This window comes from Paenibacillus filicis, from assembly GCF_038070315.1.
In the GTDB taxonomy this organism is placed as follows: domain Bacteria; phylum Bacillota; class Bacilli; order Paenibacillales; family NBRC-103111; genus Paenibacillus_G; species Paenibacillus_G filicis.
In genome coordinates this window covers 739,213-765,183 of record NZ_JBBPCC010000001.1, presented here as the reverse complement: position 1 = coordinate 765,183, position 25,971 = coordinate 739,213, and the positions used below count along the sequence as shown (strand labels likewise).

Genomic DNA, 25,971 nt, shown 5'->3' with positions numbered 1-25,971 from the left:
TGAACTTCATCGACTTGATGCTGCATAGGTGATATGCGGCGTCAAGTTGTTTTTTTGTCTGAAATGTGAACGTAAAAGCAGGGAGTGTGAGCATACCTAACACATCCACAAAAAATACCTGACATAAGTATTGACGATTCTCGTCGATAAGTTTTATAATAACCACATATTCAAGACAAAACTTGAACAATGAACGACTGAACAGCCAAAAATGTTCGGAATTTAGGAGGTAAGCAGTCTATGTCAGTTCAAAATGTGTTAAACACCATCAAAGAAAAAGGTATCGAGTGGGTAGACTTCCGTTTTGTCGATCTTAATGGCAGAGCGCATCATATTTCATTGCCTGCAGTTGAAGTGGATGAGTCCACATTCGAGAACGGCGTAGCTTTCGACGGTTCTTCCATCATCGGTTTCCGCGGCATCGAGGAATCCGACATGGTTATGCTGCCGGACACAGAGTCCTCCTATATTGATCCATTCACGGCTCATCCGACTTTGATCATTATGTGTAGCATTCACACGCCGGACGGAGCACGATATGAGCGCGATCCGCGCGGTATTGCTCAGAAGGCTGAAGAATATCTGCAACAAGCAGGCGTAGGTACGGCAGCATTTTTCGCGCCTGAATCCGAATTCTTCATCTTTGACGAAGTTCGTTTCGAAAGCAAGCAAAACTCTTCCTCTTACTTTGTAGATTCCGAAGAAGCTCACTGGAACTCCAACCGTAAGGAAGAAGGCGGCAACTTGGGCTTTAAAGTCGGCCACAAAGGCGGCTATGTGCCAGTTGCTCCAACCGATACTCAACAAGATATCCGTTCCGAAATGTGTCGTCTGCTGATGGAAGCCGGTCTTCGCATCGAGCGCCATCACCACGAAGTGGCAACAGCCGGTCAAGGCGAGATCAACTTCCGCTTCGACACGCTGACTAAGACAGCCGATAACCTGATGAAATACAAATATATCGTGCAAAACACGGCACGCCAATACGGCAAAGTCGCAACCTTCATGCCTAAGCCGCTCTTCGGCGACAACGGTAGCGGTATGCACGTTCACCAATCCATCTTCAATGGCGATGAGCCTTTGTTCTATGACAAAAACGGCTACGCTAACCTGAGCGAGATGGCCCTGCACTACATCGGCGGTATTCTGTACCATGCTCCAGCCCTGATCGCTTTGACGAACCCAAGCACCAACTCGTTCAAACGTCTGGTTCCTGGCTACGAAGCACCGGTTAACCTGGTATTCTCCAAAGGCAACCGTTCCGCTGCAGTTCGTATTCCAGTTGCTGCCGTTACGCCTAAAGGCTGTCGCATCGAGTTCCGTACACCGGACAGCACAGCTAACCCATACTTGTCCTTCGCAGCTATGCTGCTTGCAGGTCTGGACGGTATCAAGAAGAAAATCGATCCAAGTGCACTGGGCTATGGTCCTTACGACAAAAATATCTACGAGCTGTCCGATGCGGAGAAGAAAGAAATCCGCAGCGTACCAGGTACGCTCGACGAAGCGCTTAACGCTCTTGAAGCTGACTATGAGTTCCTGACCGAAGGCGGCGTCTTCACGAAGGACTTCATCGACAACTATGTGTCCATCAAGCGTGACGAAGCGAAAGCAGTCTCGATCCGAATTCATCCGCACGAGTACTCCCTGTACTTCGATCTGTAAGATGAACTTAAAGAAGCTGTTCCTGAGGTCCTACAAGACCCGGGAACAGCTTTTTTTGCGTACATCTATGCATGGACAGAAGCCGGACATGGCCAGAGCTTAGATCCCTGGACAGGAAGCGATAGGTAAGTCGTAAGCTATCTCTGTCTTGATGAGGAGCCTCCTCTGACCATATTCAGTCTGCCGGCTTGTGAAGCTCCGAATCCCGTTCGCCCGATCAGATACATCCCGATGCTGGTTCTGTTGATCAAGTAGGCTATGCCTAGCGAGCCTAGAAGGCTGATGCAGAAGGCAAGCGGGATAAACGTGAAGACAGACGCGACTGAGGCCGGCTTCACGAGATGGGGCATGACATAAACTTGAATACCAATGTGAATCCAGTAGATGGCGAATGAGTAGTTGCTGATGACGATTAGCGCCTTGGGGACACGTTTGAGCCGGGAAGCCAGATGGAACATCGTCATGATGACGCCGAACGTGTAGAACAGCACATCGATTCGCTTGGAGTGGATATCGTCGATAATCTCCCTATGATTCAGGTAAAGCATCAGGACGCCGAAGACGAGCGTCAGCATGATTCCTGCGGTTTTGTAGGAGGCGCAGAAGGCTTTGAATTTCTCGTAATTTCTGCCGCAGTAGTACGCTACAGTAAAGTACGCCAGCCACGCAGGAAAGGCTAGCGGAACAAGCCGCTTCCAATAGTATTCAATGAAGAGCGGGGCGACAAAATTATAAATCCCCAAGTAGGCAATATTGATGACTAGCGCTATTGGGATGACCATTTTGGCGGAAAAGCGGTCTATGCGAAATGCCTGGAATAGTGCATGCAATACATAAAATTGAAAGATAATCAAAATAAAATAACCGTGAAAATCACCGAGGAACAGGTTTCGTGCGCTTTGTACTAGAAACGCATGCAGGGTTTGTCCCTGATAATTGGCCAGGGCGAATAGCAGGGCATAGATTAGCGCCATACTGAAGAAGGGAGCGGCGATCAGTTTGAGCCGTTTGGAGAAAAATCCTGACGGGAGCCTATTTGGATAAGAGTACGAGATTAGAAATTCCGAAATAAAAACGAACATTGGTGTACCGAACATGAGCAGCATTTGTAAGGCTTCCAGGCCATCAGCCATTTTGGTGGGAAGATTCAGCGAATCATACTGACTAAAGGTAATGGAATGCAGGAAAACAATGGCGAGACAAGCTAGACTCCGCAACAGGAAAATTTCATTCACATTTTTTTTTTGCATAATCGATCCTTTCTTTCGTGATACAATATGTATCAATTATATCATTCCCGTAATAGGGGATGTAATGGTTCATAGGTACCCATTGACTAGATACAAAATGTATCTTATTATTTATTTATGATACAAAAAGTATTGTGAAGTCTATGACCTAACGACCATTTACAGCGAAAGGAAGAATACCTCATGTTCAAAATTCCCGATCTTCCGGCGATATATGGCAAGCTGTCCGTCTCTTGTATCGATCACCGAAATGTCCAGACCCGGCAAGCTGTGGTTGAGCTCACAGGCCTAGACATGGCTGAGATTCGTTTTGCGAGCCCTTTGCTGCTGCCCGTTCATCGGCATATTGTCCTATCCTTTGAGCTGGAGCTCCTCTCTGGTACCGTTCATTTCACGGGAATTTTGACGGGACAAGTGAACAGGGGGACAGCCGGCCAGCAGTATTCGGCGATTCATGCGATGGATCACACCAGCCGGGCAGAGTTGATGCAACTAATCAAACAAAGAAATGAGTATGCGGAGCTTCAGCGAAACAAAGCGACAGATAGCTATCTAGCCTTCCATCAGATGGGTACACCCGTATCCTCGATCGATACGCTGGTCTAATATAAGTGAGCTTACAGCTCGTGAATGGTGACCTCGCTCCGTACCAGAAATCTGGCATTGAAAGCCGTTTGCCCCAATCCTTTCGATATGTAATATGCCCCGTAATCCGTCTTATGCAGCCCACGATAGATGCCCATTGCCGGTAGGGGACCCATCGGTCTAAATCGGAAGAAGAACGGTACATTGAGCTGCCTGCCGTGCAGATGGCCTGCCATTAAGTACCCGAATGGGCGATTCAGCTTTAACACAATGTTCGGATCATGGGTAATCACGATCTTCGGTTGCCCTTCGGTCACTTTGGCAAAGGACTGCCCGATGTGGCTTTTCCCGCTACTCCAATCATCGATGCCGATGAGCTGAAATCTGTCAAGCTGGGCCGATTCGTTGCGGAGTACACGGATGCCGTATTGTTCGACAAAACGAATAAGCCTTCGCACCTTGGGTTGCTGATAGTCATGATTGCCTAGTACAGCGTAACCCGGAACCCCGCTTTCCTCCAGCACAGACAAGTACAATCCCAGGCGCGGGAGTTGTCCCGGAAGCTTGGTGAAATCCCCCGTAATAAAAACGTAGTCGGGCTGTTCTTCCCGCAGAATGCGCCGGATTGTCCCGGGTGCAATCCGCATCCTCTCCACATGCAGATCGCTGAGCTGCAAAATTTTGAGACCCAGACCGGCATCGAAGCGCACACGTTCGACCTTAAGCCATTGTGTAGGGAGAATCAGCAGAGCATACAGAAGCAATGTCATCACGATCAGTACGATAAGTGCAGTCGCGGTTAGACTGAGCATTCGGTTCACCTTCCCTATAGATTACGTTACTAATTGTATCATAATCTCGAGGCAGAAGAGAAACGCTAGACAGAATAAAGACCTGAGATCTGCTCGTAAAGCCGGGCGCAGACATCAGGTCTATGAAGGACAGCGAGCAGTCCAGAGAACACGGCCTTATTTGGGCAGTGGACCCCATTTATGGTTAGGATACAGGCATACCTTCTCCGGCGGATTGGTGTTTTGGACCGTTGCAATCTTAATGCAGCTCGACAAGCCGGTCTCAAAAGCAATCATCTCATGGGACATAACTTCGGGACGAGCATACAACTTTTTACCCATAGAGTTCAGCTCCTATCTATATAAATTTGATACATTATGTATCTGGGATAATTATACTATAAGGTTTCTGAATTTGCTAGTGGATAAATTTAAATTTAGAACCTTAAAAATGGGGAATATTTCCTTATAAAATGGAAGAAAAGCAGCGAAAATGTAAACAAGTAAGACGAAAATGAAAAACAGACAAGAAAATCTTAAAAATCATTAAGATACAAATTGTATCGGAGTTAAAAAGTGTGTATAATATAACACATCAATAGTATTAGTGAAGAAAAAGCGCTGCGGAAAGGCGTTCTACCAAGTACAAGCGGAAGGATGGATAGGCAAACATGAAGTTAGGAAAAAGAATTTCCCAGCTTAGGGAAACCAGGCAGTTGACACAGGGCGAGCTGGCTCAAATACTCGGAGTAACCCGTGCGGCTCTGTCTCATTATGAGAATGACAGACGGCAACCGGCCTATGAAACCTTGAAGAAATTGGCCCAGTATTTTTCGGTAAGTATGGAGTATGTAATGGAGGAAGTCGAGAGCAACTAAATAGCGGTTCAAGCCTTGAATGCGCTTTCTGGAAAGGCAGCGTGTACGGTAATATTCACTTGACATGATACATTTCGTGTACTAAAGTAGGCCTTATAGGATACAAATTGTATCTTTATATGTACTTGAAAACCACTGATTGGCAATAAAACGATTTGGAGGATGTCATGCTTATCCCCTTTTTACAGGCCTTGTATCATCTCCATCTGCCCCTGCCTCGCACGGATGAGGATTATAAGCTGCTTCTGGAAGAAATCGAGCTGTTCGTGCTTTCGACACAAGTTCAGCATTTGCTAAAGGCTGCAGGGCGCTATGAAGAAACGCCAGTCTGGTTTCAGGACAAACTGAAGCAAAGAACGGCGCAGGCCAGCTACCACAATATGTTCATGAAGCATAAGGAGGAGGAGCTGCTGGCCTTGTTCGAACAGCACGCAAAACCGGTTATTCCTTTAAAGGGAGTCAGGTTTGCTGAGCGGTACTTCGGTCATTTTACGGCCAGGGTCACAAGCGATATTGATCTGCTTGTACCTGCCGACGATCTCAAGCAGACGATCTCTCTTGTAGAGACTCTAGGCTATGAGTTCGAGATTGTGAAGGACCATCATGCCCGTTTGCAGAAAAAGGACGGTTTGATGGTGGAACTTCACTGGACGCTCGACAAGCTTCAGTGGTCGGAGCTCAGCAGCGATCCGTTCTGGCAGGGTGCGGAGAAGCTGGAGGACTACCAATATGTCAAGCAATTGTCTACCTTGCACACGTTCTACTTCATGTGCCTGCACGGCGCCCGGCATCAGATGGATTCCGTGCGTTATGTCCTGGACCTTGCCCAGATGTTGTATCGATGCGAGGATGAGCTCAATCTGGATGAAGTGATGGCAATCTCCCGCCGGGACAAGACATCCCGCCGCGTACAGGCCGTATTATCCATTGTCTATGCTCAATTCCCGCAGTTAAAGCTGCGGCGTGCCCTTCCCTTCGAACATCTGGAAACGCATTGGGACTATCAGATGATCAAGAATGCCCGGCTGGGCATCCGGTCTAATAAATATTACCGGTATAAGCTGTTTTTCCGGCACTTCATCTTCGATACATTGAAGCATCAAGTCAAATCCGTGCGTAAAGCTTATTAAGGTAAATCCCATTATATAGGAAGTAAGGAGTCAATGGATATGTCTGTAATAGGTGTACATATTGCGGATCATCAGGTGATCTTCGATACCGAGTCAGCTTGGATAGAGGCTTATGTGCTGGACAAATTCGCAGAGCTGACGGTTGCCGATGCCTCGGTCATGAAGGCGGATCTGTATGTAACCTTAAACGAGGGCTATGGCGAGCCCTTTGTCGATTATGACGTGGATGCCGGCTCAGACGGGCAGCAGGCTACCTACAAGCGCTCGGATTATCTGATCGAGTCTGATCTCGACTACGGCAGGGCTACGATCAGTGTATATGACGAATTCGCGCTCAAGCATGCGCTGGTCAATGTATTCAGCGCGTTCATTACCCATCGGGAGTGGGGACTTCTCGTTCATTCCTCCTGCATGCTGCAAAGCGGGCGCTCGTATCTGTTCGCGGGACATTCCGGTGCGGGCAAATCAACGGTGGCGCAGCTTTCGTTCCCAAGACCCATTTTGTCCGACGAGGCGACCCTGATTAAGATTGCCGATACGGGCGTTCAGGTGTACACGTCGCCATTTCGCAGTGATACCCGGATGCCTGAGCTGAAGGGGCCTTATCCGCTGGCCGCGATTCAATTTCTGCGGCAGGCTCTGGTCAATCAGCGGGTACCGGTGCATAAGATCGATGGCGTCGTAGGCGTGATGAATCGTGTGTTTTACTGGGCTCATGATCCTGAGGAGACGAGAAAGGTGCTGCGGCTGTGCAAACGCCTAATTGAGCATGTCCCGGCCTATGAGCTTCATTTTCAGAAAAATGAAACGTTTTGGGAGGAAATTTCATGACCAATCCATCGATTTCAACGACATACCGACGTACGACGAATGCAGAGGCCTTCGAGGTAGACGGAGAATGGGTGATCATGCATGCTGACCAGTATACGATCACGAAGCTGAACGAGGTGGGCGGATTGATCTGGTCGAGACTGGAGCAAGAGCAGACGCCGGATTCGCTTACGGATGCTGTGCTGGAGGTTTACGATATTACGAAGCAGCAAGCTGGCCAGGACGTGGAGGCTTTTCTTAACCAGCTGCTGCAGCTCGGCCTCATCAACCATGCTGGCTAATGAACATACAGTACGCGCTATCCGCAATCTGATGACCTCCAAGGGGTACGTGGAGATTCCCTCTCATGGCGTGAGCATGTTTCCGTTGATTCGTACCGGCAATATTTGCCGCTTCGAGCCTTTTACGGATAGCGGGCTCCGCATCGGCGATATTCTGCTGTATGTATCCGACAAAGGAGTGCTGGTCGGGCATCGCTATCTCCGGCAAGCAGCCGACGGCGGGCAGATGCTCTATATCTGCAAAGGGGATTCTCAGGACCGGGACGATCCTCCGCTGCGCAGGGAGCAGTTGATCGGCAGGCTCGTCCTGATCCGCAAGAAGCGGATCGAGCTCCGCGTAGACGGCGTGCTGCTGGCGTGCTGGAGCCGTATGATGGTCCGGATGCCGCTCTTGTCTATTGGCATACACTGGTACTTGAGAGCGGCGAGAAAACTACGGGGAATGAAGGCGGCCACATGAATATCGTAGGAAAACTGCAACGGAAAGCAAAAAAAATGCTGGAAATCGGGGAATTCCGCAGGCCGATGGGTTTTCTTCTGCGTTATGTATCGAGGTACTGGGAAACTTATTTCTGGCTGTGCGTGTTTATGCTGGCGAATATCGGCGTAACGCTGTTTTTTACCTGGTTTATGCAGAATGTGACGGATGCGGCTATCGCGCGGAACACGGATCAGGTGACACGGCTTCTGCTGTACGGAATCGGCTTCATCGTAGTGACCAGTCTGATGTACTTCTTCGGCACTTATCTGGAGACGTCGGCTGTGCAGCGGATCCGGCGCGATCTGAAGAATGACTTATTCGCCCACATGCTGAGACTGCCAAGCCGTTACTATGGGAATACCCACTCCGGCGAGCAGGTGTCCCATCTGACCAACGATGCCAATAGCATCGACGGTGCCATCGGCGGCAATCTGATCGGCATGATCCGGCTCCCGTTGATGGGGATTGCAGCTTTTGTATATCTGGTGAATATCAACTGGCAGCTGACCCTCATTTGTCTATTGCTTGGGCCAATCGCCGCGGTGTCGGGGCTAGTCTTCGGCAAGCTGCTCCGCTCCAATAGCAAGCTGCTGCATGAGAAGCTGGCGGGGCTTCACAGCTTCCTGAACGACAGCTTTGCAGGCAACACGGTGATACGCTCCTTCACGCTGGAGAAGCAAGTTCATGACAAGTATGCCGAGCAGAATGGGGGCTTGCTGGCGCTGGAGCTGAAGATGGCGAAGCTGAGAGGCTATTTTCAGGTTGGAGCCAGTGCGGCTGGGACGATCGCATTTATCGTCACGCTGGGAGTTGGCGCCTATTTTATTATGGGCGACAAGATGTCGGTCGGGGAACTGCTCGCCTTCGTCAATCTGATGAACCATCTGGTCGCGCCACTTACCGGCCTTGCTGGGATCTGGGGGGCATTCCAGCGCTCCATCGCCGCTGTCGAGCGGATCCAGCAGGTGCTGGACATACCGGCAGAAAGTCCAGAGCTATTGACCCAAGTGCCGGCTCCTAAGCTGCAGCATGGCATCGAGCTGCATGGCGTATCATTCAGCTACGACGGCACGAAACCTGCAGTAACAGACTTCGAGCTGACGGTGCCCGCCGGCAAGGCCGTGGCGCTGGTAGGACCTAGCGGGGCGGGCAAGAGTACGATCTTCAATCTGATGATGGGCTTCTACCAGCCAACTAGCGGTCAAATCCGGATTGACCGTAAGCCGCTGCAGTCGCTATCCTTCTCCGAGCTGCGCAGCTACACAGCCTATGTGCCGCAGGATACGTATTTGTTCGCCGGGACGATCCGGGACAATATCGCTTTCGGCAAGACGAATGCCAGCGAGCTTGAGATTGTGAAGGCCGCCAAGGAGGCGAACGCACATGCGTTTATTATGGAAATTCCGGGCGGCTATGACGCCGAGATCGGGGAGCGGGGCGTGAAGCTGTCCGGAGGGCAGCGGCAGCGCTTGGCGATTGCACGGGCTCTGCTCAAGGATGCGCCGATCCTGCTGCTGGACGAGGCGACCTCGGCATTGGACAGCGAGACGGAGCATCAGGTACAGGAAGCGCTGGAACGCTTGATGCGCAACCGGACGACGATGGTGATTGCCCACCGGCTTTCTACGATAATGAATGCCGATCTGATTGTTGTAGTGGACGAAGGCCGGATCATGGAGCAGGGAACTCATCATGAGCTGTTGGCCAAGAAGGGGCTGTATGCGCGCCTCTATCAATTGCAGGTGGATAATCGGCAGGTAAGACAGATTGCAGGCGGGCTTGTATAAGCCGGGGCAGTTCAGGAGTTCAGGAGGACCGGGAAATCATGAAAAAGATGAAGCTTCTTATTTTAAGTCCTGTAGCTGAGCGAGGCGGGGCCGAGCGGGTGATGGTCGATATTCTCAAGCATTTGAATGCCGACCGCTTCATGGCGGAGGTCGTCTTCTTCCAACAGGGAAGCCTGGTGCAGGAGGTCGAGAGGCTGGGTTGTCGAACTCATGTGCTGGAGGCGGCAAGGCTGCGCAATATCACTTCGTACTTCCGCGTCATCGGCCAGCTGCGCGGATTGATTCGCAGTCAGGGAATTGATCTGATCGTCAACTGGATGCCGAAAGCTCACTTGTACGGCGGGGTGGCGGCGCGTCTGGAGAAGAAGCCGGCCGTCTGGTGGCAGCATGGCGTACCGGATAAGCACTGGCTCGATCGGCTCGTATCGCGGATTCCAGCGACAGGCGTGCTGTGCCCATCGTTAATCTCCAAGCATTATCAGGAGAAGCTGAAGCCGGGTGCACCCGTGCTGCTTAATAACCTGGGCGTCGATCTGCAGGAATTTCCGCTGGCTAATCCGGAGGGAAGCGACTTCCGGCCGGTGCACGGCATCCCCGAGGAAGCGGTTGTATTCGCCTTCTTGGGCAGGCTTCAGCGCTGGAAGCGGCCCGATGTGGTGATCCGGGCCTTCAACCGGGTAAGCCGTAAGCATCAAGTCTATATGCTGGTCATCGGCGGCGCCTTGTTCGGTCTTGAGACGGATTATGAGGAGGAGCTTAGAGCGATTGCCCTGGAGTCTGATCATCCGGAGCGGATCATCTTCCTGGGTCATCAGCAGCAGGTAGCCCCGATTCTGGCGGTCACGGATGTGGTGGTTCACGCGTCATTGCTGGAGCCCTTCGGCATGGTCATCACGGAGTCGATGGCGCTGGGCAAAACCGTACTGGCGGTAGGCCGAGGAGGGCCCAAGGAAATCATCAACAGCGGATTCGACGGATTGCTGTACGATGGGACAGAAGATCAGCTCGTGGAGTTGATGGAAAGTATTGTAGAGGGCAAGTTCTCCTTGCAGACGCTCGGCAAAAATGCCCGGTCTACGGTGGAATCACGGTTCACTGCCTATAAAATGGCTGAGCGCTTCGAGCATAACTTGCATACACTGGTCAGCTCCAAGTGAACGTCTCGCAGGGATTCTGCCGTGAAGCGATTTCTGCTGTGAAAAAGGCAGCCTCTCAAGCTCATTCAGCTTGAGAGGCTGCCTTTTTATACATTATTTGGTATTCCAGAGTGCGCCTCGTACGTCATAATTCCAGTGCGGGAAGGTTACGGTTCGATCTCCTGATGTCATCCGCACCTTTACGCCTTCGCCTTCCTTCAGCTGAGGCAAATCAATCGATTTGCGTACATTCTGGGTGACGTTAACGACGGCAGCCTGAGTCGATTTGCCCGCCGCTACCAACTCCCGAGGCTGGTTGGCGCTAGCCCATAGCAGCTTGACGGTTTGAGCGGATTGATAAGGTGAGGAATAAGCCAAGGTCAAAGTATACGGTTTTCCGGCTTGAAGGTCTATGGAGCCGCTCCGTTTAGTTTCACACCAGTTGACCAGCTTTTGATCGCCTACCCAGAGTTCGACGCGGCAGTTCGGCGATTCAATCAGGAAGGTATAGGATTCGGAATACTTTGGTACGATAGTCCCGACCCATTTCCATGAGCCTTTTCTCGCCGGTAGCACCTGGTTCTGGGTATCGAATTGGATCAGCTTCACGTCCCGGGCTGACTCTTCTTTCTTGAATTGTTCGTCCACGTAGGTAATTTCCTTGAAGGTGCTGGAGGTCCTAACCGGATAGGCCCCCCAGCTAATCGAAGCCTGACCTGTTATATTCGGAGTGAATGAGAGCACAGCGCCTCCAGTTGCTTTCCGCTCCAGCTTGATATCCTGAAGCAACGGGCCGTTGCTTGCTTCCTCCACGATCAAAAATCTAGGATAATCGACCGTTTCCAGTTGAACGGTAATCGTGCTGGAAGTCGATTTGGTGACAGTTACCGGTACATTCCGGTTGTCGATAGGATCATAAGCACTCACTTTGGCACCTTGACCCTGAATGTTCGAGAGGGTGACTTCAATGTTTTTGGGTGCCATATCATACCGTGATGGATCCAGCAGACCCTTTTTCGCATTCTGCGTTTCGCTTAGGTCCCGGGTGACGGCATAGTAGCCGATAGCAAACTTATTGGCTCTGAGCTGAGTAGGCAGTATAGCAAGATCCTCGTAATAGTCCGGATTGTCTGGCGTGCCGTCTCCTCGGAAAGCTAGCTTGGGCGACGGGTCCTTGATGTCCAGTACCTGCAGATTACGGGGATTATCCAGCGTGACGCCTGTCTTCATCAAATTGACGGTATTGGCCAACGCCTGCAGCTGAGGACCTGACTTCTCACGGACGGAAGGTGTGAGGACGTATTTGTTTTTGCGCAGCTCGTCGAAAAACGCCATCGGAATGACTCCATTGGACAGATCATTGTCCTTGGCTGCGAACAAGCTGACGGCCTTGATTCCCTTGTGACTAAAAAAGGTGTAGTGCCGCAAGGTAGATTTGGTGCCAATCCGCTGCATCACATTCAGCAGGCCCGGATCGTCATTGCTGGCTCCGGTTTGCTGGATCAGAAGCCGGGCAAAATTCAATCTGGCCATATTGACCTCAGTCATCCAGACTTCGGCAGGAACCCCGTTACCGGTATTACTGTACCGCCCATGGAGACTCCACGGGCCCGGGAAGGGCTGCAGGTCTCGGGTAGAGAATTCGGTCTGCACAGCATAGAACCATTTTTCAGGGAAAAATGAGACATAGCTGGGTACAAAGCTGGTGGGTCTTTGTTCGTCGCTTAAGATTTTATCCTGCTGCACATTAAAGACCGACTCGTTAATGACATCTCGGCCTGTATAAGGATGACGGCTAAAGCCGTCCATACCGATCCAGTTCTCCGTTCCGTTCTCCCATGGCCGCTGGTTGGAGAAGCCGCTGATCACCTTGACGCCCGGCAGGTTGTTCGCTTTGTCTTTGACATAATTGATCGTGAGCGGTAGAACGACCTCGGGTCCGGTCATTGTATTGTTCCCGGATGAGTAGGTGAGCGGTTCACTGAATTTGAATCCCGGCTTATAGTAATTATTAATATCCAAAAATTGGCTGCCAAAGGTATACTCGTTCCAAACCTCAAGATCGAAGCCTGCATCGGAGGAGCCTTTTGTCCCGAGTGTAGTTTGTACAAACTTGGTGACGGTCTCTACATATTTGACCCAGCCATTGAGTGTTTCCTTGGCCTTCGGATTCGGTTTTCCGTCCTCGAAGGTCACTCCGGAGAAGGGCTGATATTTCAGTTTGCGCAAGCTGAGATCTCCTTTGAGGAGAGCCTTAGGTAGAGGAGCGGACAGTACGCAACGGCCGGTCGCTGGGTCGACGGAAGTGATGACGGGGTACATCGACTGATACGCCATATTGATCAGTCCCGTATAACCAGGCACAATACCTGCGGTAGAGGACAAATAAATCTCGGTAGCTCCTGACGGGGCGTCTGCTTTGAGCGTTGCTTTCAGATCTTGTGCTGGGGCGGGGACTCCCGCATTGGCATTCAATAGGACAAGAGGCCTTATATTGTACTTGCGCAGCGCTTGTAAAATTTGCGTAAAATTAGTTTCGGAAAAAGGCACCAGCTTGCTCTCATCCTCGTAGGATAAGCTTCCCCAGCCGATCTCGATGCGTGCCCTGCGGATGCCTGACTCTGCCAGAACCTGTGCGGTAGCATCAGCCTCCTGAGGGCTGACGTTGAAAACGATAGCAGGGGTTTCTAGAAAACGGTTGGCATCCCATGTATCCATGTAGGCTTTCCAAGGTGCATGACTGAAGGAGCGGTAGCCAAACGGGACTTCCTGTTGACGCCAATCTTCATAAGTTTGTTTCTGCTCGGCAGCCTTGGAGCTGGGAATGCTTGAGGTGCCGAATGGTATAGCCCCGGTTAGACTCATGGTCGCGATCATCACCGTGAGTAAGGATATTCTTAATCGCTTCCATTCCGGTTTGATCATCCGAATCCCTCCCTTGAAGGTAATTTTTTCCTCAATCACTTTACCATCTATCCTATGAAAAATATATCGGACTGGTTCCTTAAATATATCCGACTCTTAATAGAAGATGATGCAATTCACATCGAAACCCTAGGAATTAAGACACTGTTTGCCTTTTTTTGAAGATTATCCCCAAGAAAAAAGACCAGGGATTTTAGGTATCCCTGGTCTTTCGCCGGACTACTTCTTACAGATTGATCCAAGTGTTGTCTGGTCTCAGGCATACCTTTTGAACAGGGTTTGTGCCGTCAACAGTTGCGACCTTAACGCAGCTGGACAAACCGGTTTCGAAGCTGATCATTTCATGACTCATGATTTCAGGTTTTGCGTACTGTTTTTTCTCCAACTTCCTTCACCTCCTACCCATCTTCTCTTTGTATTAGATACAACTTGTATCCAGGTGGATTATATACGATTTGTATCCTTAAGTCTAGTGACTACATCAATTTTTTATAATATTAGAAAAAGGTGCGTCATATTATCGTCTTATGTGTAAAAAACAAAGGGGCATTGGTGCCGCATATTCAAAATTACGAATTTTTGTGACAAAGTTTACAAAAAAAGTGGTTGACAAGATACATATTGTATCATAGAGTAAGGGTATAAACCTGATACATAGTGTATCTTTCGACTTGGAGGATCGTATGGAGCCCAAAGAACTTATGAGAATACTGAAAAAGCGTTTATGGATCGTTCTGCTCGTTGTCGTCATAGCTACGATCACGACGGCCGTGTTCAACAAGTATAATTACCGGCCTGTTTACCAAGCCTCGACCAAAGTAATTGTCAATAAAACTGTCGAATTGGAGCAGCTTGGCAAGGAGCAGATGGACCTGGGATCAATGGCCTACAGCATTCGTTTGATTGACACGTACAAGGAAATTATTCGAACGCCTGCCATCATGGAGAAGGTCGTCCAGCGCTATCCGGATCTGCGACTTAGTCCGGGTGAACTCAGCCAGATTATCAACGTCCAGTCTATCAACAATACACAAGTCATGACCATCAGCGTAAGAGACCTTTCGTATGAGAGAGCGATGCAGGTCGCCAATGCAGTCACCGCCGTCTTCCAAACCGAAATTCCAAAGATTATGAAAGTCAACAATATCGAAATTCTTCACAATGCCGAGGCTAAGGAAAATCCGATGCCAATTAACGAAAAATCGAACTTATACGTGTTTATCAGCGCGTTTGTAGCACTCATCTTTGCTCTCGGGGTTGTCTTGCTGCTCGAATTCATGGACGATACCCTGAAATCCGAATATGACATCACTCAGACGATGGGGCTTGAGCTGCTGGCATCCGTACCGGAGATGAAGAAGAGCCAGTTCAAGTCGCTGAAGCAAACGAGACCGCGGAGTCAAGGAGGGGAAATTGCATATGCGACAGTCGAGAACTAGTGAACCTCTGCAGGTCCTTCCCGAAGCATATGTCGAGCTCAGGGTGAATATTGATTTCAAGTCTACGGCCGAGCGGAGAGTCAAGACGGTAGCCGTCACCTCCACATGCCGTGGAGAAGGCCGTACGACAACTGCAGTCAACTTGGCTGCCGCCTATGCCCAATCAGGTAAAAAGACAATCCTTGTCGATGCGGATATCCGCAATCCAGGCGTACACACCTTTTACGGTGACTCCAATGCCCGTGGTCTGACCAATGTCCTGAACCGGACGAACGAGCTGCGCGAGGTTTTGTCAACTTCCGATATGAGAAATTTGTCATTGCTCTATGCGGGCACAGGCACTTCTCAGGCCTCCGACTTGCTTTCCTCCGAATCGATGGATGAACTGCTTCTGCAGCTCAAGCAGGAATTCGACATCATTATCGTGGATGCCCCTCCGGTAATCGGTCATATCGATTCCAAGATTGTGAGTGCCAAGTGCGACGGGGTAGTGTTCGTCATTCAGCAGGGCAAGGTCAAACGTAATTTGGCTAAACGTTCCAAGGAAGAACTGGGGCGTGTTAAAGCCAATCTGCTTGGTGTGTTGATGAATAGGGACAAGACTGTGAAGGCGTAGTTTTGCTGATGTGATCATGCGACTCCCGCTTCTGCGGGATAGGTAATGCCTACTGTACCTTTATCACTGTAGGCACTCGGCCATGCTGTGGGTGGATTCACCTTAGACATCTATTGTCAAGGGTGTGGCGTGAGGGAGGGTTCGATGCCCTATTTTTCTTCTAAATCAATATAAAAATTCTACTTATGCCGTCTTGCCTTGGAGATGGCAAGCAGGCCAAGACGGCATAGTTAGTTTTTTTAGCGTTATGGATGTACGGCGAAAACCTGACGGCCTGCATGTATTCCTTCATTGCGATGGTTTTCGTATTTGTATATATCTAACAAATCCTATGTGACATGGAGGAATTAGTGATGAAGAAAGTAAGAAAAGCAATCATCCCGGCAGCGGGTCTCGGAACAAGATTCCTTCCTGCTACCAAGGCTATGCCTAAGGAAATGCTGCCTATCATCGACAAGCCTACCATCCAATATATCGTCGAAGAGGCGGTAGCATCGGGAATCGAAGATATTATCATCGTGACCGGTAAAGGGAAGCGGGCGATCGAGGATCATTTCGATCATGCGTTCGAGCTCGAAAGCAATCTAGCAGAGAAGGGCAAGCTGAAGCTTCTGGAGGAAGTGCAGCGCTCCGCCAAGGTGGACATTCATTATATCCGGCAAAAGGAACCAAAGGGTCTTGGCCATGCGGTTTGGTGCGCCCGGCGCTTCATTGGGGATGAGCCGTTTGCCGTACTGCTTGGCGATGACATCGTCATGAGCGATAAGGAGCCATGCCTGAGGCAATTGATCGACCAGTATAACCAGACAGGCTCCTCCGTAATCGGTGTTCAGCCGGTCTCCGATCAGGAGACACAGCGATACGGCATTATCGATCCGATCAGCAAGGCTGGGGACCTGTATGAGGTCAAGGCATTCGTGGAGAAGCCGCCTCTGGGCAAGGCTCCATCCAATCTGGCGATTATGGGGCGTTATGTATTGACGGCGGATATTTTCCCCTTCCTGGATCTGCAGCTGGAGGGAGCGGGCGGGGAGATTCAGCTGACGGATGCGATTCAGAAGCTGAATGAAGCGCATCGCGTGTTTGCCTATCACTTTGATGGCAAGCGCTACGACGTGGGCGAGAAGCTAGGTTTTATCATGACCACGCTGGAGTTTGCGATGCGTAATCCCGAGCTGCGCAAGCCTTTGCTGCAAGCGATGGAAAAAATGGTTGCAGAAAGCACCTGGCCGCAGGCTATCGGCTAGAGGAGGCACATAGACGAATGTCGGACACCAATAAAGCGGAGGCTCTAAGCCCGCATCATTATTTTAAGGAAGGCAGCACGGATGCTAAAACCGAGCATCGCAAATCTTATTTGTGGGCTAAGCGGACGATGGACGTTCTGGGCTCGCTGGCGGGATTGCTCCTGCTGCTGCCGGTGTTTGCCGTCATCTCGGTTTTGATCAAGCTGGAGGACCCCAAGGGAGCGGTCTTCTTCAGGCAAATGCGGGTTGGAAAAAATGGCAAAGCATTCGCCATGTATAAGTTTAGATCCATGGTATGGAATGCCGAGGATCTGCTCAAGGATTTGCTCGACAAAAACGAAATCCAGGGCGCCATGTTTAAGATGAAGGATGACCCAAGAATTACGAAGATTGGCAAGATCTTGCGTGTCACAAGTCTGGATGAGCTGCCCCAGCTCTGGAATGTGTTGAAGGGCGAGATGAGTCTTGTAGGTCCTCGTCCTCCTCTACAGCGGGAAGTGGACCAGTACACCGGCTACGACAAGCAGCGTCTGCTGGTCGTGCCCGGTTGCACGGGACTGTGGCAGGTCAGTGGCCGCAATGGGCTTTCCTTCCAGCAGATGGTTGAGCTGGATCTGTACTATATCCGTCAGCAAAGCCTCTGGTTCGATGTGAAGCTGATTTTCAAGACGGTATGGATCATGCTAGTCCCGAAGAACTCGTACTGAATCCTACAATTATAGGTATGGTAAGGAGAATGGATGATGAACGTTAGTGTCATTGGAACGGGCTACGTGGGACTGACGACAGGCATTTCGCTTGCCTTCCTCGGTCACCGGGTAACCTGCGTCGATATCGACGAGCGCAAGATCGACGGGCTTAAGGCGGGGCTGATGCCTATCTATGAGCCTGGTCTGGAGGATCTGCTGAATTCGTCGGAGGAGAGGATCCGCTTCACGACTTCCTACGAAGCTGCCGTTTCCGAGGCCGAAGTACTTATTTTTGCCGTTGGCACACCGGCCAATGAAGACGGTTCGCCGAACCTAACGTATTTGTTCGGGGCAGCCGATGATGTCATTTCGCATCTGATCGGCAAGGAAACGCCGACAGTTCTCGTCAATAAAAGCACGGTGCCGGTCGGAACGGCCGACACCATCGCCGATAAAATTAAGGCCTTCGGTCTCGAGGACCGGGTAAGCATCGCTTCCAATCCAGAGTTCCTTCGCCAGGGACGCGCCGTTGCGGATACCTTATACCCCGAACGAGTCGTCGTGGGGGGCGGGGATGCTGCTGTCCAGACGCTGCGCCGGATGTACGAAGTCCTGGTGGAGCAAAGGTTCGAGGCTCCATCCTTTGCACCCAGACCGGAGGGAGTTGAAGCCGTACCCTTCATGTCTGTAGACCTGCGAAGCGCGGAGCTGGCTAAGTACGCAGCCAATGCATTTCTCGCTATGAAAATCAGTTTTATCAATGAAATCGCCAATGTCTGCGATGCGGTCGGCGCGGATGTGAGACGAGTGGCTGATATTATCGGTACCGACGCCCGGATCGGCAAGTCCTTCCTTCATGCAGGTATCGGGTATGGAGGCAGCTGCTTTCCTAAGGATACGCGTGCACTTCATCATATTGCGGATACCAATGGCTATGACTTTAAGCTGCTGGCTGCTGTCATCGAAGTCAATGGGGCGCAGAAATTCAAGCTGATCGAGAAGGCCCGTGAAAGCCTCGGCTCGCTGCAAGGCAAGCGAATTGCGGTGCTGGGTCTGACTTTCAAGCCGGGGACCGATGATATCCGCGAGGCGCCAAGCCTGCCGATCATTGAGGAGCTAGTCCGAGAAGGGGCTGAGGTTCGCGTCCATGATCCGATCGCGCTTGAGAAGTCCCGCCCGCAGCTGCCGGTTGGAGTTCAAGCCTGCGTGAGTGTGCAGGAAGCGCTGCTCGGCGCCGAGGCTGCGCTGCTGGTCACGGAGTGGCCTGAATATGCCGGGATTGGAGCGGAACAGTTGAAGGCCTGGATGGACCGTCCGCTCTGGATCGATGGACGTAATGCTTTCGCAGACCAATACGGGCAGGAGCTGGAATACAGGGGTGTGGGTATCCGGGGCGGCGCCAGCCGTCAGCCGGCTCACGTTCATCCGTAAGATGGAGAGATGACAATGAAAATCATGGCGATCAGCCATCCTTGCGTTACCGATGTCAATCAGCAATTTTATGCGGAGCTGGAAGCACTCGGTCATGTCGTACAATTGATCGTGCCTTCCAACTTCCGTACGACGTATTCGGCGGATGCCGTAGAAGTATCCCGCTGGCCGGAATTTTCCGGAACGATCGAGCAGCGCAAAGTCGGGCTTTCCCGCAGCATTCCGCTTCATTATTATCAATCCAATCTTCGTCCCTCGATTGCGGCGTTCCGTCCCGATGTGTTGTTCGTGGAAGAGGAGCCTTACTCCACCAGCGCGTGGCAGGCGTTCTACGCTTCGCGGAATATGCCGATGAAGCGGGTCGTTTATTCCGCGCAGAACATCCTCAAGCCTTATCCTCCGCCATTCCGCTGGATGGAGCAATACGTACTGGCGCGAACGGATCTGGCTGCTGTGGTCAGCCAGGACGTGGGCTCGGTACTACGTAAGAAGCGCTACCAGGGCGACCTGCTTCCGTTCCCGCTCGGCGTTGATACGGGACAGTTCAGGCCGATGCATGAGGAGGGGCGGCAGCTTCGCCGGGAGCTGGGCGTGGAGGACCGCTTCGTGGTTGGCTTTGTCGGCCGCTTTGTGGAGGAGAAGGGCATCCGCTATTTGCTGGAAGCCGCGGAGCAACTGGCCGATCGGCCGGTTAGCTTCTTGTTCATCGGCAAGGGCGATCTGCTGGAGGAAATTCGCCGCATGGAGTCTCGTCATCCTGGCCTGATCCGGATTCTGGATTCGGTCAAGCATAACGATGTCCATCGCTGGATCAATACGATGGACGTACTCGCCCTGCCGTCGCTGACGATGCCCAATTGGAAGGAACAGTTCGGCCGCGTCATTGTGGAAGCGATGGCTTGCGGCGTTCCTGTACTGGGCAGCGACAGCGGAGAGATTCCGGTGCTGATCCGGGAGACTGGCGGCGGCTGGATTGTGCCGGAGCGCGATGCGGAGCAGCTCGCTCGCTTGGTCGGATCGCTGATGGAGCATCCGGAGGAGCGGGAGCGCCGGGCGGAGATCGGTCTTGCGGCGGTAAGCCGCCGTTACAGCAAGCGAAGCTTGGCGCACGCGTTCGAGCAAGCCTTGCTCGAAGGCAAGGCCGATACGCTATCGGGGAGGACGGCTCGATGACGGCGAGGAAAAAAATTGTCATCGTGGCCCATGATGTGGGCGGCGGGGGTGGCATGGAGCGGCATCTGGAGGAGATCATCATGCGTTTGAAGCGTGATGCTGAGGTGACCGTAGTTGCAGCCTCCATGAAGCTGGCCGATCCGGCCGGGGTTCGGTTTATCCGTATTCCCGTCATGGCTAAGCCTGTGCCGCTCAAGATGATCGTGTTCGCTATAATGGCTACGCTGAGGCTGTTATTCATCAAGCGGGACCTGCTGCATACGACCGGAGCGATCGTCCTGAACCGGGCGGATGTATCGACCGTTCATTTCTGCCACGCCGGCTATGTGCAGGCGACGGGCAATACCCGCTCCAAGCTGAACCGCTCTTTGCTGCGCAGATGGAACAGCGCGCTGGCCTCTTCCATCGCTTTGTCGATGGAGAGGCTGATCTATAAGCCGAAGCGGACACGCCGGCTAGTCACAGTGTCCGGACGCGTCAAGGAGGAGCTGCTCAGCGCATTCCCTTATGAGCGGCATCAGGTCGAGGTCGTCCCGAACGGTGTCGACACGAGCTGCTTCCGGCCAATGCCTGAGCGGGAGAAGCGTGCGCTTCGAAGCAAGCACGGGCTGCCGGTGAACGGTGAGTTTCTGCTGTTTATGGGAGGCGATTGGCCGCTCAAGGGGCTGGATTTCGTCATCGACGCCTTCAATAGGCTGGCTGTGGAACATCCCAGCCTGCACCTGATCGTCGTCGGTAAGGGAGACCCGGAGGCTTATGGGCCAAAGGTTACGGAGTTCGCCCGCGAGCGTGTATGCTTCGCAGGCAAGCGTCCGAATCCCGAAGAATGGTTCGGGATGAGCGATTTGTTCATCTTCCCGTCCAGCTACGAAACGTTCTCACTCGTCGTCCATGAGGCGGCAGCAGCCGGATTGGTCGTGCTATCGACCCGTGTCGGCGGAGTCGAAGATCTGATCGAGGATGGAGTGAACGGTTACTGGATTGAGCGCGATGGAGAACAGATCGCCCGGCTCGTTCGAGAGGTACTGGCTGATCCGGCCCGTCAGACAGCGCTGGGGGAGGCGGCAAGAGCGCGAGTGGCTGCCTTGACTTGGGATCACACGTACAGCCTGATGAACGATCAGTACGCTAGGATGTACGAACAACGAAACGGAAGTAGGGGCTACGAAATTGAGCGTACTCATCCATAGAATTCAGGACCACCGTGTCGTACGATGGACGCTGGCTCTGTTAGTGGCTGTTGGCGGAGGATATTTGCTCGGAAAGTGGTCCTTGGATCCGAGCAAAATCCGCCTGTTGATGTTCGGGGGGCTGATGCTGCTGGCCTTGCCGCTAGCCATTCGCAATCCACGTGTGCTGATGTTCAGCCTGCTCATTTATTTACCGTTTCTTGGTTTTTTTCGACGGATGCTGATACCGGTCTCTGGATGGAGCTCCTATGATCCGTTGGTGGTCTTTAGTCCGGTGATTATCCTGTTGATGGGCTTCCTCTGGATGTACAAGACGTATATCCGGAGGCAGGGCATCAACAAGGAAGACGACACGTACTTATTTAAGCTGGTCCGCTGGATGATCATCATCGATCTGCTTCAGGTTGTAAACCCGCTGCAGGGCAGTATTCTGACGGGGTTCGGAGGCATTATGTTCTATGTGGTGCCGTTGTTCTGGATGGTACTCGGCCGCTTGCACATGACGGAAACTTGGCTCAGGCGGATCTACGGAACGGTCTGTGTCATTGCCGTTATCAGCGGCTTGTACGGACTGAAGCAAATCAATCTGGGATTTACACAGTTTGAAGAAATATGGATTGATATCGCAGGGTATGCGGCATTGATCGTAGGGGATGGATCGAGGGCGTTCTCCTTCTTCACCAATGCAGCGGAGTACACAACATTTCTGGTCGTTGCGATTGTGATATTGTGGGTTTATTTGCTTCGGGGGCATGTGGTACAGAAGCTTTGTGCGGTCTTGTTCCTTCCCTTGCTCATGTACTGCGTGTTTATGCAATCCAGCCGTACGCCTGTTATTTTGACAAGCCTGGCGCTAGCAGTCATTACGGTTATGCACGCCAAATCGAAGATGGGCCGCGTTCTGGCTTTAATTATTATGGCGGGGATGCTGGCCGGAGCTTTTGTGTGGATCAGCAAGATTGAGAGCAGCAATGAGCTGATTGCTCACCAGGTAAACGGGCTTGCCAACCCGCTAGACGATGAGCATTCCACTGCCGGAATCCATGTAGCGATGTTTGTGAATGGCATGATCAAAGGCATTACGAACCCGATCGGTCATGGTTTGGGCTTCACGACACTGGCTGGGGCCAAGATGTCGAGCAGCGGCGACAGCTCTGAGGTTGATCTCAGCAACATGATGATTTCAACAGGCGTTATTGGTGGTCTCGTCTATGGCCTGATTCTGCTGGAAACACTGCGGCGGGCCTTCCGTATGAGTCATCACAATACAACGGTTTTAATCGTATTCGGTATTTTAATCGCGACAATCGGGGCCTGGTCGAATGGAGGCAATTATTCGGTTTGCGCCATCATCTGGCTCAGTATCGGAGTATTGGATAGATTGACGCTTACTCAGGGAGGAATTCGTCAGACATGAGAAAAAAAAGGCGGAAACACACGCAGATCACCCGTCATGGCATCACGGCCGTCTTGGCGGTCGGGGTCAGCTTCACGATGATCACCGGCTGCGCCAACGTCTGGGGCTCGAACGACGTCCAGACCGCTAATGAACAGCAGGCTGGCAAAGCCGTCAAGGTGGCCAAGCTACAGAAGATCAAGCTGGGTGAGCCCCCCGAGCTGGTAGCCGAAATCTTGTCTTCTGTGCAGGTGGAGCTTTTCGCCAAATCGGGCGGAGAAGTGACCGAAGTGCTGAAGCGCCGGGGCGATGCGGTCCAAGAAGGAGATGTCATTGCACGGCTGTATTCCAAGGACGCCGATTACGAGCGGAGCAAGGCCACAATGGTGGTGCAAAATGCCAGTGAGGCCATCGCAAGCGCCAAGAAGGAGCGCGAATTTACAAAAGCGGGCCTGCAGAATTCGATCTTGAAGGCGGAGCAGGCGCTAACGGATCTGACCCGCAACACCAATAAGCTGAAGAACGATTACGACGCCGGACGTATCAATAAGACCGGCGTGCAGGAAGCGGAAGTGAAGCTGAAAAACGCCAAGCTGGATTTAGAGCTTTTGAAGCGTCAGCTTCAGAACTTAAACAATCAGGACAACTTGACAGCTCTGAATATGCAGTTGAAGGAAGCCCAGCTCGCCGTCGAGAAGCTGGATGCCGCTCAGGACAATCTGGTGATCAAGGCGACCACCTCCGGGATCCTAACCGAGCAAACACTGGAGAAGGGAGCGGTTGCGGATAGCAGCAAACGCATCGCCGTCATTCAGAAGATGAATCCGGTCAAGATCAAGGCCTTTATTCCGGAAGCTTACGTTAAGCCGGTGCGGGAGAGGACGGAGATGACCTTCAATGTTCCCGGAACGACGGAAAAAGTCAAAGGGAAGGTCAACTACCTGTCTCCGGTTATCGATGCACAAGCCAAGGGCTATGAGTTGAACCTGGAGGCACCTAACGAAGCGCTGAAGCTGATGCCGGGCACGAAGACGAGAGTCCAATTGCTTGATGAACAACAGCAGATCGCGCTGGCCGTGCCGGTAGCCAGCATCGTAAGGAAGGCGGAGGACACCTTTGTCTTCGTGGTGAATGGTGACACGGCAGAACGGCGCAGAGTCGAGCTCGGCCGGATGAGTCAAGATGAGTTGAATCAAGAGGTGCTCGTCGGTGTCAAGGAAGGCGAGCAGCTCGTGATCTCCGGCCAGAACCATCTGAATGATAAGGATAAGGTACTACTGACCCCCTAAGCCCAGACCAACTACAAAGCGAGGTATCTATCTGTGAACAAGACCTGGAAGCGAAACATGACTGTATGGATGCTGTCGGCTGCCCTATGCGTTCCGACAGCATCGCTCGTCTCCGCTGCGGAGGCGCCAGCCCCTGCCGCTGCGCCTGTGGCTGCATCCTATAAGCTGACGGATGTCATCAAGGCTGAGATCAAAAGCGTCCTCAATGAGAACGCTGGCAGCGAGACGCGCATCGGTGTAGTCGTGAGGCTGCACAATACATCGGACCGGATGCGTCGTGTGCCGGACTATGAGCTGCGGATTAAAACGGCAGAGGGCACAACCTACACACTGCGTCCAAGTGCGGCGAATACCACTTCCATTCAATCGCAGGAAAAAGTCGAGCTGAGCTATCTGATCTCTATCGAGCGAAGCGACAGTGTCGTGCTGTCAGCACTAGAATGGATCGAAATCGACGAATTCGAATATCCGCAAAAAGAAAAGACGGTGCTGAGTATACCGGTAGATGGCTTGCAGTGGAAGGGAGAAGGCTCCAGCGTGCCGGATAGCGCACGGGTTAAGCCTTGGACGGAGTCTTTCACGCTCCCTGTCTTCTCCTCCTCGCTCGAATACAAACCGGTTAGCCTGTTCTACCAGAATCAGCCGGAAGGTCCTGTGGCCTTCGTCACGCTGCTTGTGGAGAACAAGGGGACGAAGAAGGAAGCCGTGCCTCAGCTGCAGATTGACGGACAGGCGGACAAAAAATGGTTTAAGGGCAAGAAGCCCGTCGTTCCGGCAGATGCGCTGGAGGCCGGAGGGCAGCAGTACATCTACTTTGCCATCCCTGTTGATAATGGGATTGAGCTGACCAAGCTGGTGGTGCTTTCCCCGGAAAGCTATGTCAATTCGGACAAAACCAGCCTGGATTATACGATCGGCCGGATGGTCATCGATTTGCAGGATGGGAGCGGGCAGAAGCATGATATTCAACGGCTGCAGACCTATCAGCCCGGCTCTGCGATCGCCTTTGATCCGCTTAACAAGCTGATCCGCGATGGTATTGATATCTCGCTGGTCGAGCTCCATATGCACGGTGCGGAAGGCGAGGGCTACCAGACAGTCGTCGCCAAGTTCAAGCTGCGCAATAAGCTGGAGAGCCCGGTCGCACTGCCTGACTTCCAGGCGGAGCTGCGCACATCCGACGGATACAGCTATCTAGGAACCCGTCAGGCTACGGTCGATCAGAATCTGATATCCAACTTAGGCTATATCGTCAGTTACTCCTTCAACGTCCCGAATAAGGAGAAGGGGGAGAATCTGGTGATGAATATCTTGGACGCGAAGACGGCAGCGCCTTACTATGTTCCGATCGCGTCCTTCCAGACCAAGATTCAGGAGCAGGCCAACAGTGATATCATGCGCTTCTATCCGTTCAATGTGAAGCTGGCCGACTGGTCGATCTCTCCACTATTCAATCCCACCGGCTACAATTACAAAATGAGTATGACGCTGGATATAAGCCGTGAAGACAATATCGTCGTCAACCAGAATTTCTCCAAGATGAAGGTCGAGCTGCAAGATCAACTCGGCCGTACACTAGGGGCGGAGACGCTGACCTTCACGGGGGCGAAGCGGCTAGTAAGCGCCAAGCAGAGCTTTACCTTCAGTGACTTGTATACGGATCAAATTGAGAGTCCGCTTGTGATAAACATTTACGAATCCATCGAAACCCCGCTCGGCGAAGCCAAGCGACTCGTGAAAACATTAAAGCAAAGGTAGGCA

Annotated in this window: 24 protein-coding genes; 19 read left to right on the top strand and 5 right to left on the bottom strand. The window is 52.0% G+C overall.

Going from position 1 to position 25,971, the window contains the following annotated elements:
* The first annotated feature begins 240 nt into the window (after positions 1–240).
* Positions 241–1,665, top strand: a complete 1,425-nt coding sequence (glnA, locus tag WMW72_RS03490; protein ID WP_341414008.1) for a type I glutamate--ammonia ligase — start codon at positions 241–243, stop codon at positions 1,663–1,665.
* A 137-nt stretch (positions 1,666–1,802) separates the two neighbouring features.
* On the opposite strand, the gene WMW72_RS03485 is transcribed toward glnA, so the two are convergent.
* A complete protein-coding gene (locus tag WMW72_RS03485) occupies positions 1,803–2,915 on the bottom strand; it encodes an acyltransferase family protein (protein ID WP_341414007.1) in 1,113 nt (370 codons plus the stop codon).
* A 183-nt stretch (positions 2,916–3,098) separates the two neighbouring features.
* Between WMW72_RS03485 and WMW72_RS03480 the strand changes: the two genes are divergently transcribed.
* Positions 3,099–3,521 carry a hypothetical protein gene (locus WMW72_RS03480; protein WP_341414006.1) on the top strand — a complete coding sequence of 141 codons (423 nt, stop codon included), beginning with the start codon at positions 3,099–3,101 and terminating at the stop codon, positions 3,519–3,521.
* 11 nt (positions 3,522–3,532) lie between these two features.
* Here WMW72_RS03480 and WMW72_RS03475 read toward each other — a convergent pair whose 3' ends face one another.
* Both WMW72_RS03475 and WMW72_RS03470 read right to left on the bottom strand, forming a co-directional pair.
* Positions 3,533–4,312 carry a metallophosphoesterase gene (locus tag WMW72_RS03475; protein WP_341414098.1) on the bottom strand — a complete coding sequence of 260 codons (780 nt, stop codon included), beginning with the start codon at positions 4,310–4,312 and terminating at the stop codon, positions 3,533–3,535.
* Positions 4,313–4,468: 156 nt separating this feature from the next.
* Positions 4,469–4,633, bottom strand: a complete 165-nt coding sequence (locus WMW72_RS03470) for a hypothetical protein (RefSeq protein ID WP_341414005.1) — start codon at positions 4,631–4,633, stop codon at positions 4,469–4,471.
* Positions 4,634–4,962: 329 nt separating this feature from the next.
* Between WMW72_RS03470 and WMW72_RS03465 the strand changes: the two genes are divergently transcribed.
* The 7 genes from WMW72_RS03465 (at position 4,963) to WMW72_RS03435 (ending at position 10,836) form a co-directional block, all read left to right on the top strand.
* The gene (locus tag WMW72_RS03465) at positions 4,963–5,169 is read left to right on the top strand and encodes a helix-turn-helix domain-containing protein (protein WP_341414004.1); all 207 of its coding nucleotides are present in this window, start codon (positions 4,963–4,965) and stop codon (positions 5,167–5,169) included.
* A 167-nt stretch (positions 5,170–5,336) separates the two neighbouring features.
* The gene (locus WMW72_RS03460) at positions 5,337–6,299 is read left to right on the top strand and encodes a nucleotidyltransferase domain-containing protein (RefSeq protein ID WP_341414003.1); all 963 of its coding nucleotides are present in this window, start codon (positions 5,337–5,339) and stop codon (positions 6,297–6,299) included.
* A 39-nt stretch (positions 6,300–6,338) separates the two neighbouring features.
* A complete protein-coding gene (locus tag WMW72_RS03455) occupies positions 6,339–7,130 on the top strand; it encodes a hypothetical protein (RefSeq protein WP_341414002.1) in 792 nt (263 codons plus the stop codon).
* Positions 7,127–7,411, top strand: a complete 285-nt coding sequence (locus tag WMW72_RS03450; protein ID WP_341414001.1) for a PqqD family protein — start codon at positions 7,127–7,129, stop codon at positions 7,409–7,411. The genes WMW72_RS03455 and WMW72_RS03450 overlap by 4 nt, the downstream gene beginning before the upstream one ends.
* A complete protein-coding gene (locus WMW72_RS03445) occupies positions 7,401–7,871 on the top strand; it encodes a S24/S26 family peptidase (RefSeq protein ID WP_341414000.1) in 471 nt (156 codons plus the stop codon). Before WMW72_RS03450 ends, WMW72_RS03445 begins: the two co-directional genes overlap by 11 nt.
* Before the next feature lie 65 nt (positions 7,872–7,936).
* Positions 7,937–9,679, top strand: a complete 1,743-nt coding sequence (locus WMW72_RS03440) for an ABC transporter ATP-binding protein (RefSeq protein WP_341413999.1) — start codon at positions 7,937–7,939, stop codon at positions 9,677–9,679.
* A 38-nt stretch (positions 9,680–9,717) separates the two neighbouring features.
* On the top strand, positions 9,718–10,836 hold the full coding sequence (locus tag WMW72_RS03435; protein WP_341413998.1) for a glycosyltransferase family 4 protein: 1,119 nt from the start codon (positions 9,718–9,720) through the stop codon (positions 10,834–10,836).
* Between the two features lie 93 nt (positions 10,837–10,929).
* On the opposite strand, the gene WMW72_RS03430 is transcribed toward WMW72_RS03435, so the two are convergent.
* Positions 10,930–13,740 (bottom strand): PA14 domain-containing protein, encoded by a 2,811-nt coding sequence (locus tag WMW72_RS03430; RefSeq protein ID WP_341413997.1) that lies wholly within the window; start codon positions 13,738–13,740, stop codon positions 10,930–10,932.
* A 226-nt stretch (positions 13,741–13,966) separates the two neighbouring features.
* On the bottom strand, positions 13,967–14,125 hold the full coding sequence (locus WMW72_RS03425) for a hypothetical protein (protein ID WP_341413996.1): 159 nt from the start codon (positions 14,123–14,125) through the stop codon (positions 13,967–13,969).
* Between the two features lie 316 nt (positions 14,126–14,441).
* Here WMW72_RS03425 and WMW72_RS03420 point away from each other — a divergent pair, with 316 nt between their 5' ends.
* From WMW72_RS03420 to WMW72_RS03375, 10 genes are all read left to right on the top strand, one after another.
* A complete protein-coding gene (locus tag WMW72_RS03420) occupies positions 14,442–15,179 on the top strand; it encodes a YveK family protein (RefSeq protein WP_341413995.1) in 738 nt (245 codons plus the stop codon).
* Positions 15,160–15,795 carry a CpsD/CapB family tyrosine-protein kinase gene (locus WMW72_RS03415; protein WP_341413993.1) on the top strand — a complete coding sequence of 212 codons (636 nt, stop codon included), beginning with the start codon at positions 15,160–15,162 and terminating at the stop codon, positions 15,793–15,795. Before WMW72_RS03420 ends, WMW72_RS03415 begins: the two co-directional genes overlap by 20 nt.
* A gap of 353 nt (positions 15,796–16,148) precedes the next feature.
* Positions 16,149–17,042 carry a UTP--glucose-1-phosphate uridylyltransferase GalU gene (gene galU / locus WMW72_RS03410; RefSeq protein WP_341413992.1) on the top strand — a complete coding sequence of 298 codons (894 nt, stop codon included), beginning with the start codon at positions 16,149–16,151 and terminating at the stop codon, positions 17,040–17,042.
* A gap of 17 nt (positions 17,043–17,059) precedes the next feature.
* Complete coding sequence (locus WMW72_RS03405) at positions 17,060–17,749, top strand: sugar transferase (protein WP_341413991.1); 690 nt, start codon at positions 17,060–17,062, stop codon at positions 17,747–17,749.
* A gap of 33 nt (positions 17,750–17,782) precedes the next feature.
* Positions 17,783–19,162 carry a UDP-glucose dehydrogenase family protein gene (locus tag WMW72_RS03400; RefSeq protein ID WP_341413990.1) on the top strand — a complete coding sequence of 460 codons (1,380 nt, stop codon included), beginning with the start codon at positions 17,783–17,785 and terminating at the stop codon, positions 19,160–19,162.
* A 15-nt stretch (positions 19,163–19,177) separates the two neighbouring features.
* The gene (locus WMW72_RS03395) at positions 19,178–20,335 is read left to right on the top strand and encodes a glycosyltransferase (RefSeq protein ID WP_341413989.1); all 1,158 of its coding nucleotides are present in this window, start codon (positions 19,178–19,180) and stop codon (positions 20,333–20,335) included.
* Positions 20,332–21,525: a glycosyltransferase family 4 protein gene (locus WMW72_RS03390; protein ID WP_341413988.1), complete on the top strand. Its 1,194-nt coding sequence runs from the start codon at positions 20,332–20,334 to the stop codon at positions 21,523–21,525. Before WMW72_RS03395 ends, WMW72_RS03390 begins: the two co-directional genes overlap by 4 nt.
* Positions 21,506–22,942 (top strand): hypothetical protein, encoded by a 1,437-nt coding sequence (locus WMW72_RS03385; RefSeq protein WP_341413987.1) that lies wholly within the window; start codon positions 21,506–21,508, stop codon positions 22,940–22,942. Before WMW72_RS03390 ends, WMW72_RS03385 begins: the two co-directional genes overlap by 20 nt.
* Positions 22,939–24,210 (top strand): efflux RND transporter periplasmic adaptor subunit, encoded by a 1,272-nt coding sequence (locus tag WMW72_RS03380; protein ID WP_341413986.1) that lies wholly within the window; start codon positions 22,939–22,941, stop codon positions 24,208–24,210. The genes WMW72_RS03385 and WMW72_RS03380 overlap by 4 nt, the downstream gene beginning before the upstream one ends.
* Positions 24,211–24,267: 57 nt before the next feature.
* Positions 24,268–25,968 (top strand): hypothetical protein, encoded by a 1,701-nt coding sequence (locus WMW72_RS03375; protein ID WP_341413985.1) that lies wholly within the window; start codon positions 24,268–24,270, stop codon positions 25,966–25,968.
* Positions 25,969–25,971: the final 3 nt, after the last annotated feature.

Coding starts and splice junctions, on each gene's coding strand:
- WMW72_RS03485 (WP_341414007.1), bottom strand. CDS start 2,915: ATGCAAAAAAAAAATGTGAATGAAATTTTCCTGTTGCGGAGTCTAGCT.
- WMW72_RS03480 (WP_341414006.1), top strand. CDS start 3,099: ATGTTCAAAATTCCCGATCTTCCGGCGATATATGGCAAGCTGTCCGTC.
- WMW72_RS03470 (WP_341414005.1), bottom strand. CDS start 4,633: ATGGGTAAAAAGTTGTATGCTCGTCCCGAAGTTATGTCCCATGAGATG.
- WMW72_RS03390 (WP_341413988.1), top strand. CDS start 20,332: ATGACGGCGAGGAAAAAAATTGTCATCGTGGCCCATGATGTGGGCGGC.
- WMW72_RS03405 (WP_341413991.1), top strand. CDS start 17,060: ATGTCGGACACCAATAAAGCGGAGGCTCTAAGCCCGCATCATTATTTT.
- WMW72_RS03420 (WP_341413995.1), top strand. CDS start 14,442: ATGAGAATACTGAAAAAGCGTTTATGGATCGTTCTGCTCGTTGTCGTC.
- WMW72_RS03460 (WP_341414003.1), top strand. CDS start 5,337: ATGCTTATCCCCTTTTTACAGGCCTTGTATCATCTCCATCTGCCCCTG.
- WMW72_RS03415 (WP_341413993.1), top strand. CDS start 15,160: ATGCGACAGTCGAGAACTAGTGAACCTCTGCAGGTCCTTCCCGAAGCA.
- WMW72_RS03395 (WP_341413989.1), top strand. CDS start 19,178: ATGAAAATCATGGCGATCAGCCATCCTTGCGTTACCGATGTCAATCAG.
- WMW72_RS03455 (WP_341414002.1), top strand. CDS start 6,339: ATGTCTGTAATAGGTGTACATATTGCGGATCATCAGGTGATCTTCGAT.
- glnA (WP_341414008.1), top strand. CDS start 241: ATGTCAGTTCAAAATGTGTTAAACACCATCAAAGAAAAAGGTATCGAG.
- galU (WP_341413992.1), top strand. CDS start 16,149: ATGAAGAAAGTAAGAAAAGCAATCATCCCGGCAGCGGGTCTCGGAACA.
- WMW72_RS03375 (WP_341413985.1), top strand. CDS start 24,268: ATGACTGTATGGATGCTGTCGGCTGCCCTATGCGTTCCGACAGCATCG.
- WMW72_RS03445 (WP_341414000.1), top strand. CDS start 7,401: ATGCTGGCTAATGAACATACAGTACGCGCTATCCGCAATCTGATGACC.
- WMW72_RS03435 (WP_341413998.1), top strand. CDS start 9,718: ATGAAAAAGATGAAGCTTCTTATTTTAAGTCCTGTAGCTGAGCGAGGC.
- WMW72_RS03430 (WP_341413997.1), bottom strand. CDS start 13,740: ATGATCAAACCGGAATGGAAGCGATTAAGAATATCCTTACTCACGGTG.
- WMW72_RS03380 (WP_341413986.1), top strand. CDS start 22,939: ATGAGAAAAAAAAGGCGGAAACACACGCAGATCACCCGTCATGGCATC.
- WMW72_RS03465 (WP_341414004.1), top strand. CDS start 4,963: ATGAAGTTAGGAAAAAGAATTTCCCAGCTTAGGGAAACCAGGCAGTTG.
- WMW72_RS03475 (WP_341414098.1), bottom strand. CDS start 4,312: ATGCTCAGTCTAACCGCGACTGCACTTATCGTACTGATCGTGATGACA.
- WMW72_RS03450 (WP_341414001.1), top strand. CDS start 7,127: ATGACCAATCCATCGATTTCAACGACATACCGACGTACGACGAATGCA.
- WMW72_RS03400 (WP_341413990.1), top strand. CDS start 17,783: ATGATGAACGTTAGTGTCATTGGAACGGGCTACGTGGGACTGACGACA.
- WMW72_RS03440 (WP_341413999.1), top strand. CDS start 7,937: ATGGGTTTTCTTCTGCGTTATGTATCGAGGTACTGGGAAACTTATTTC.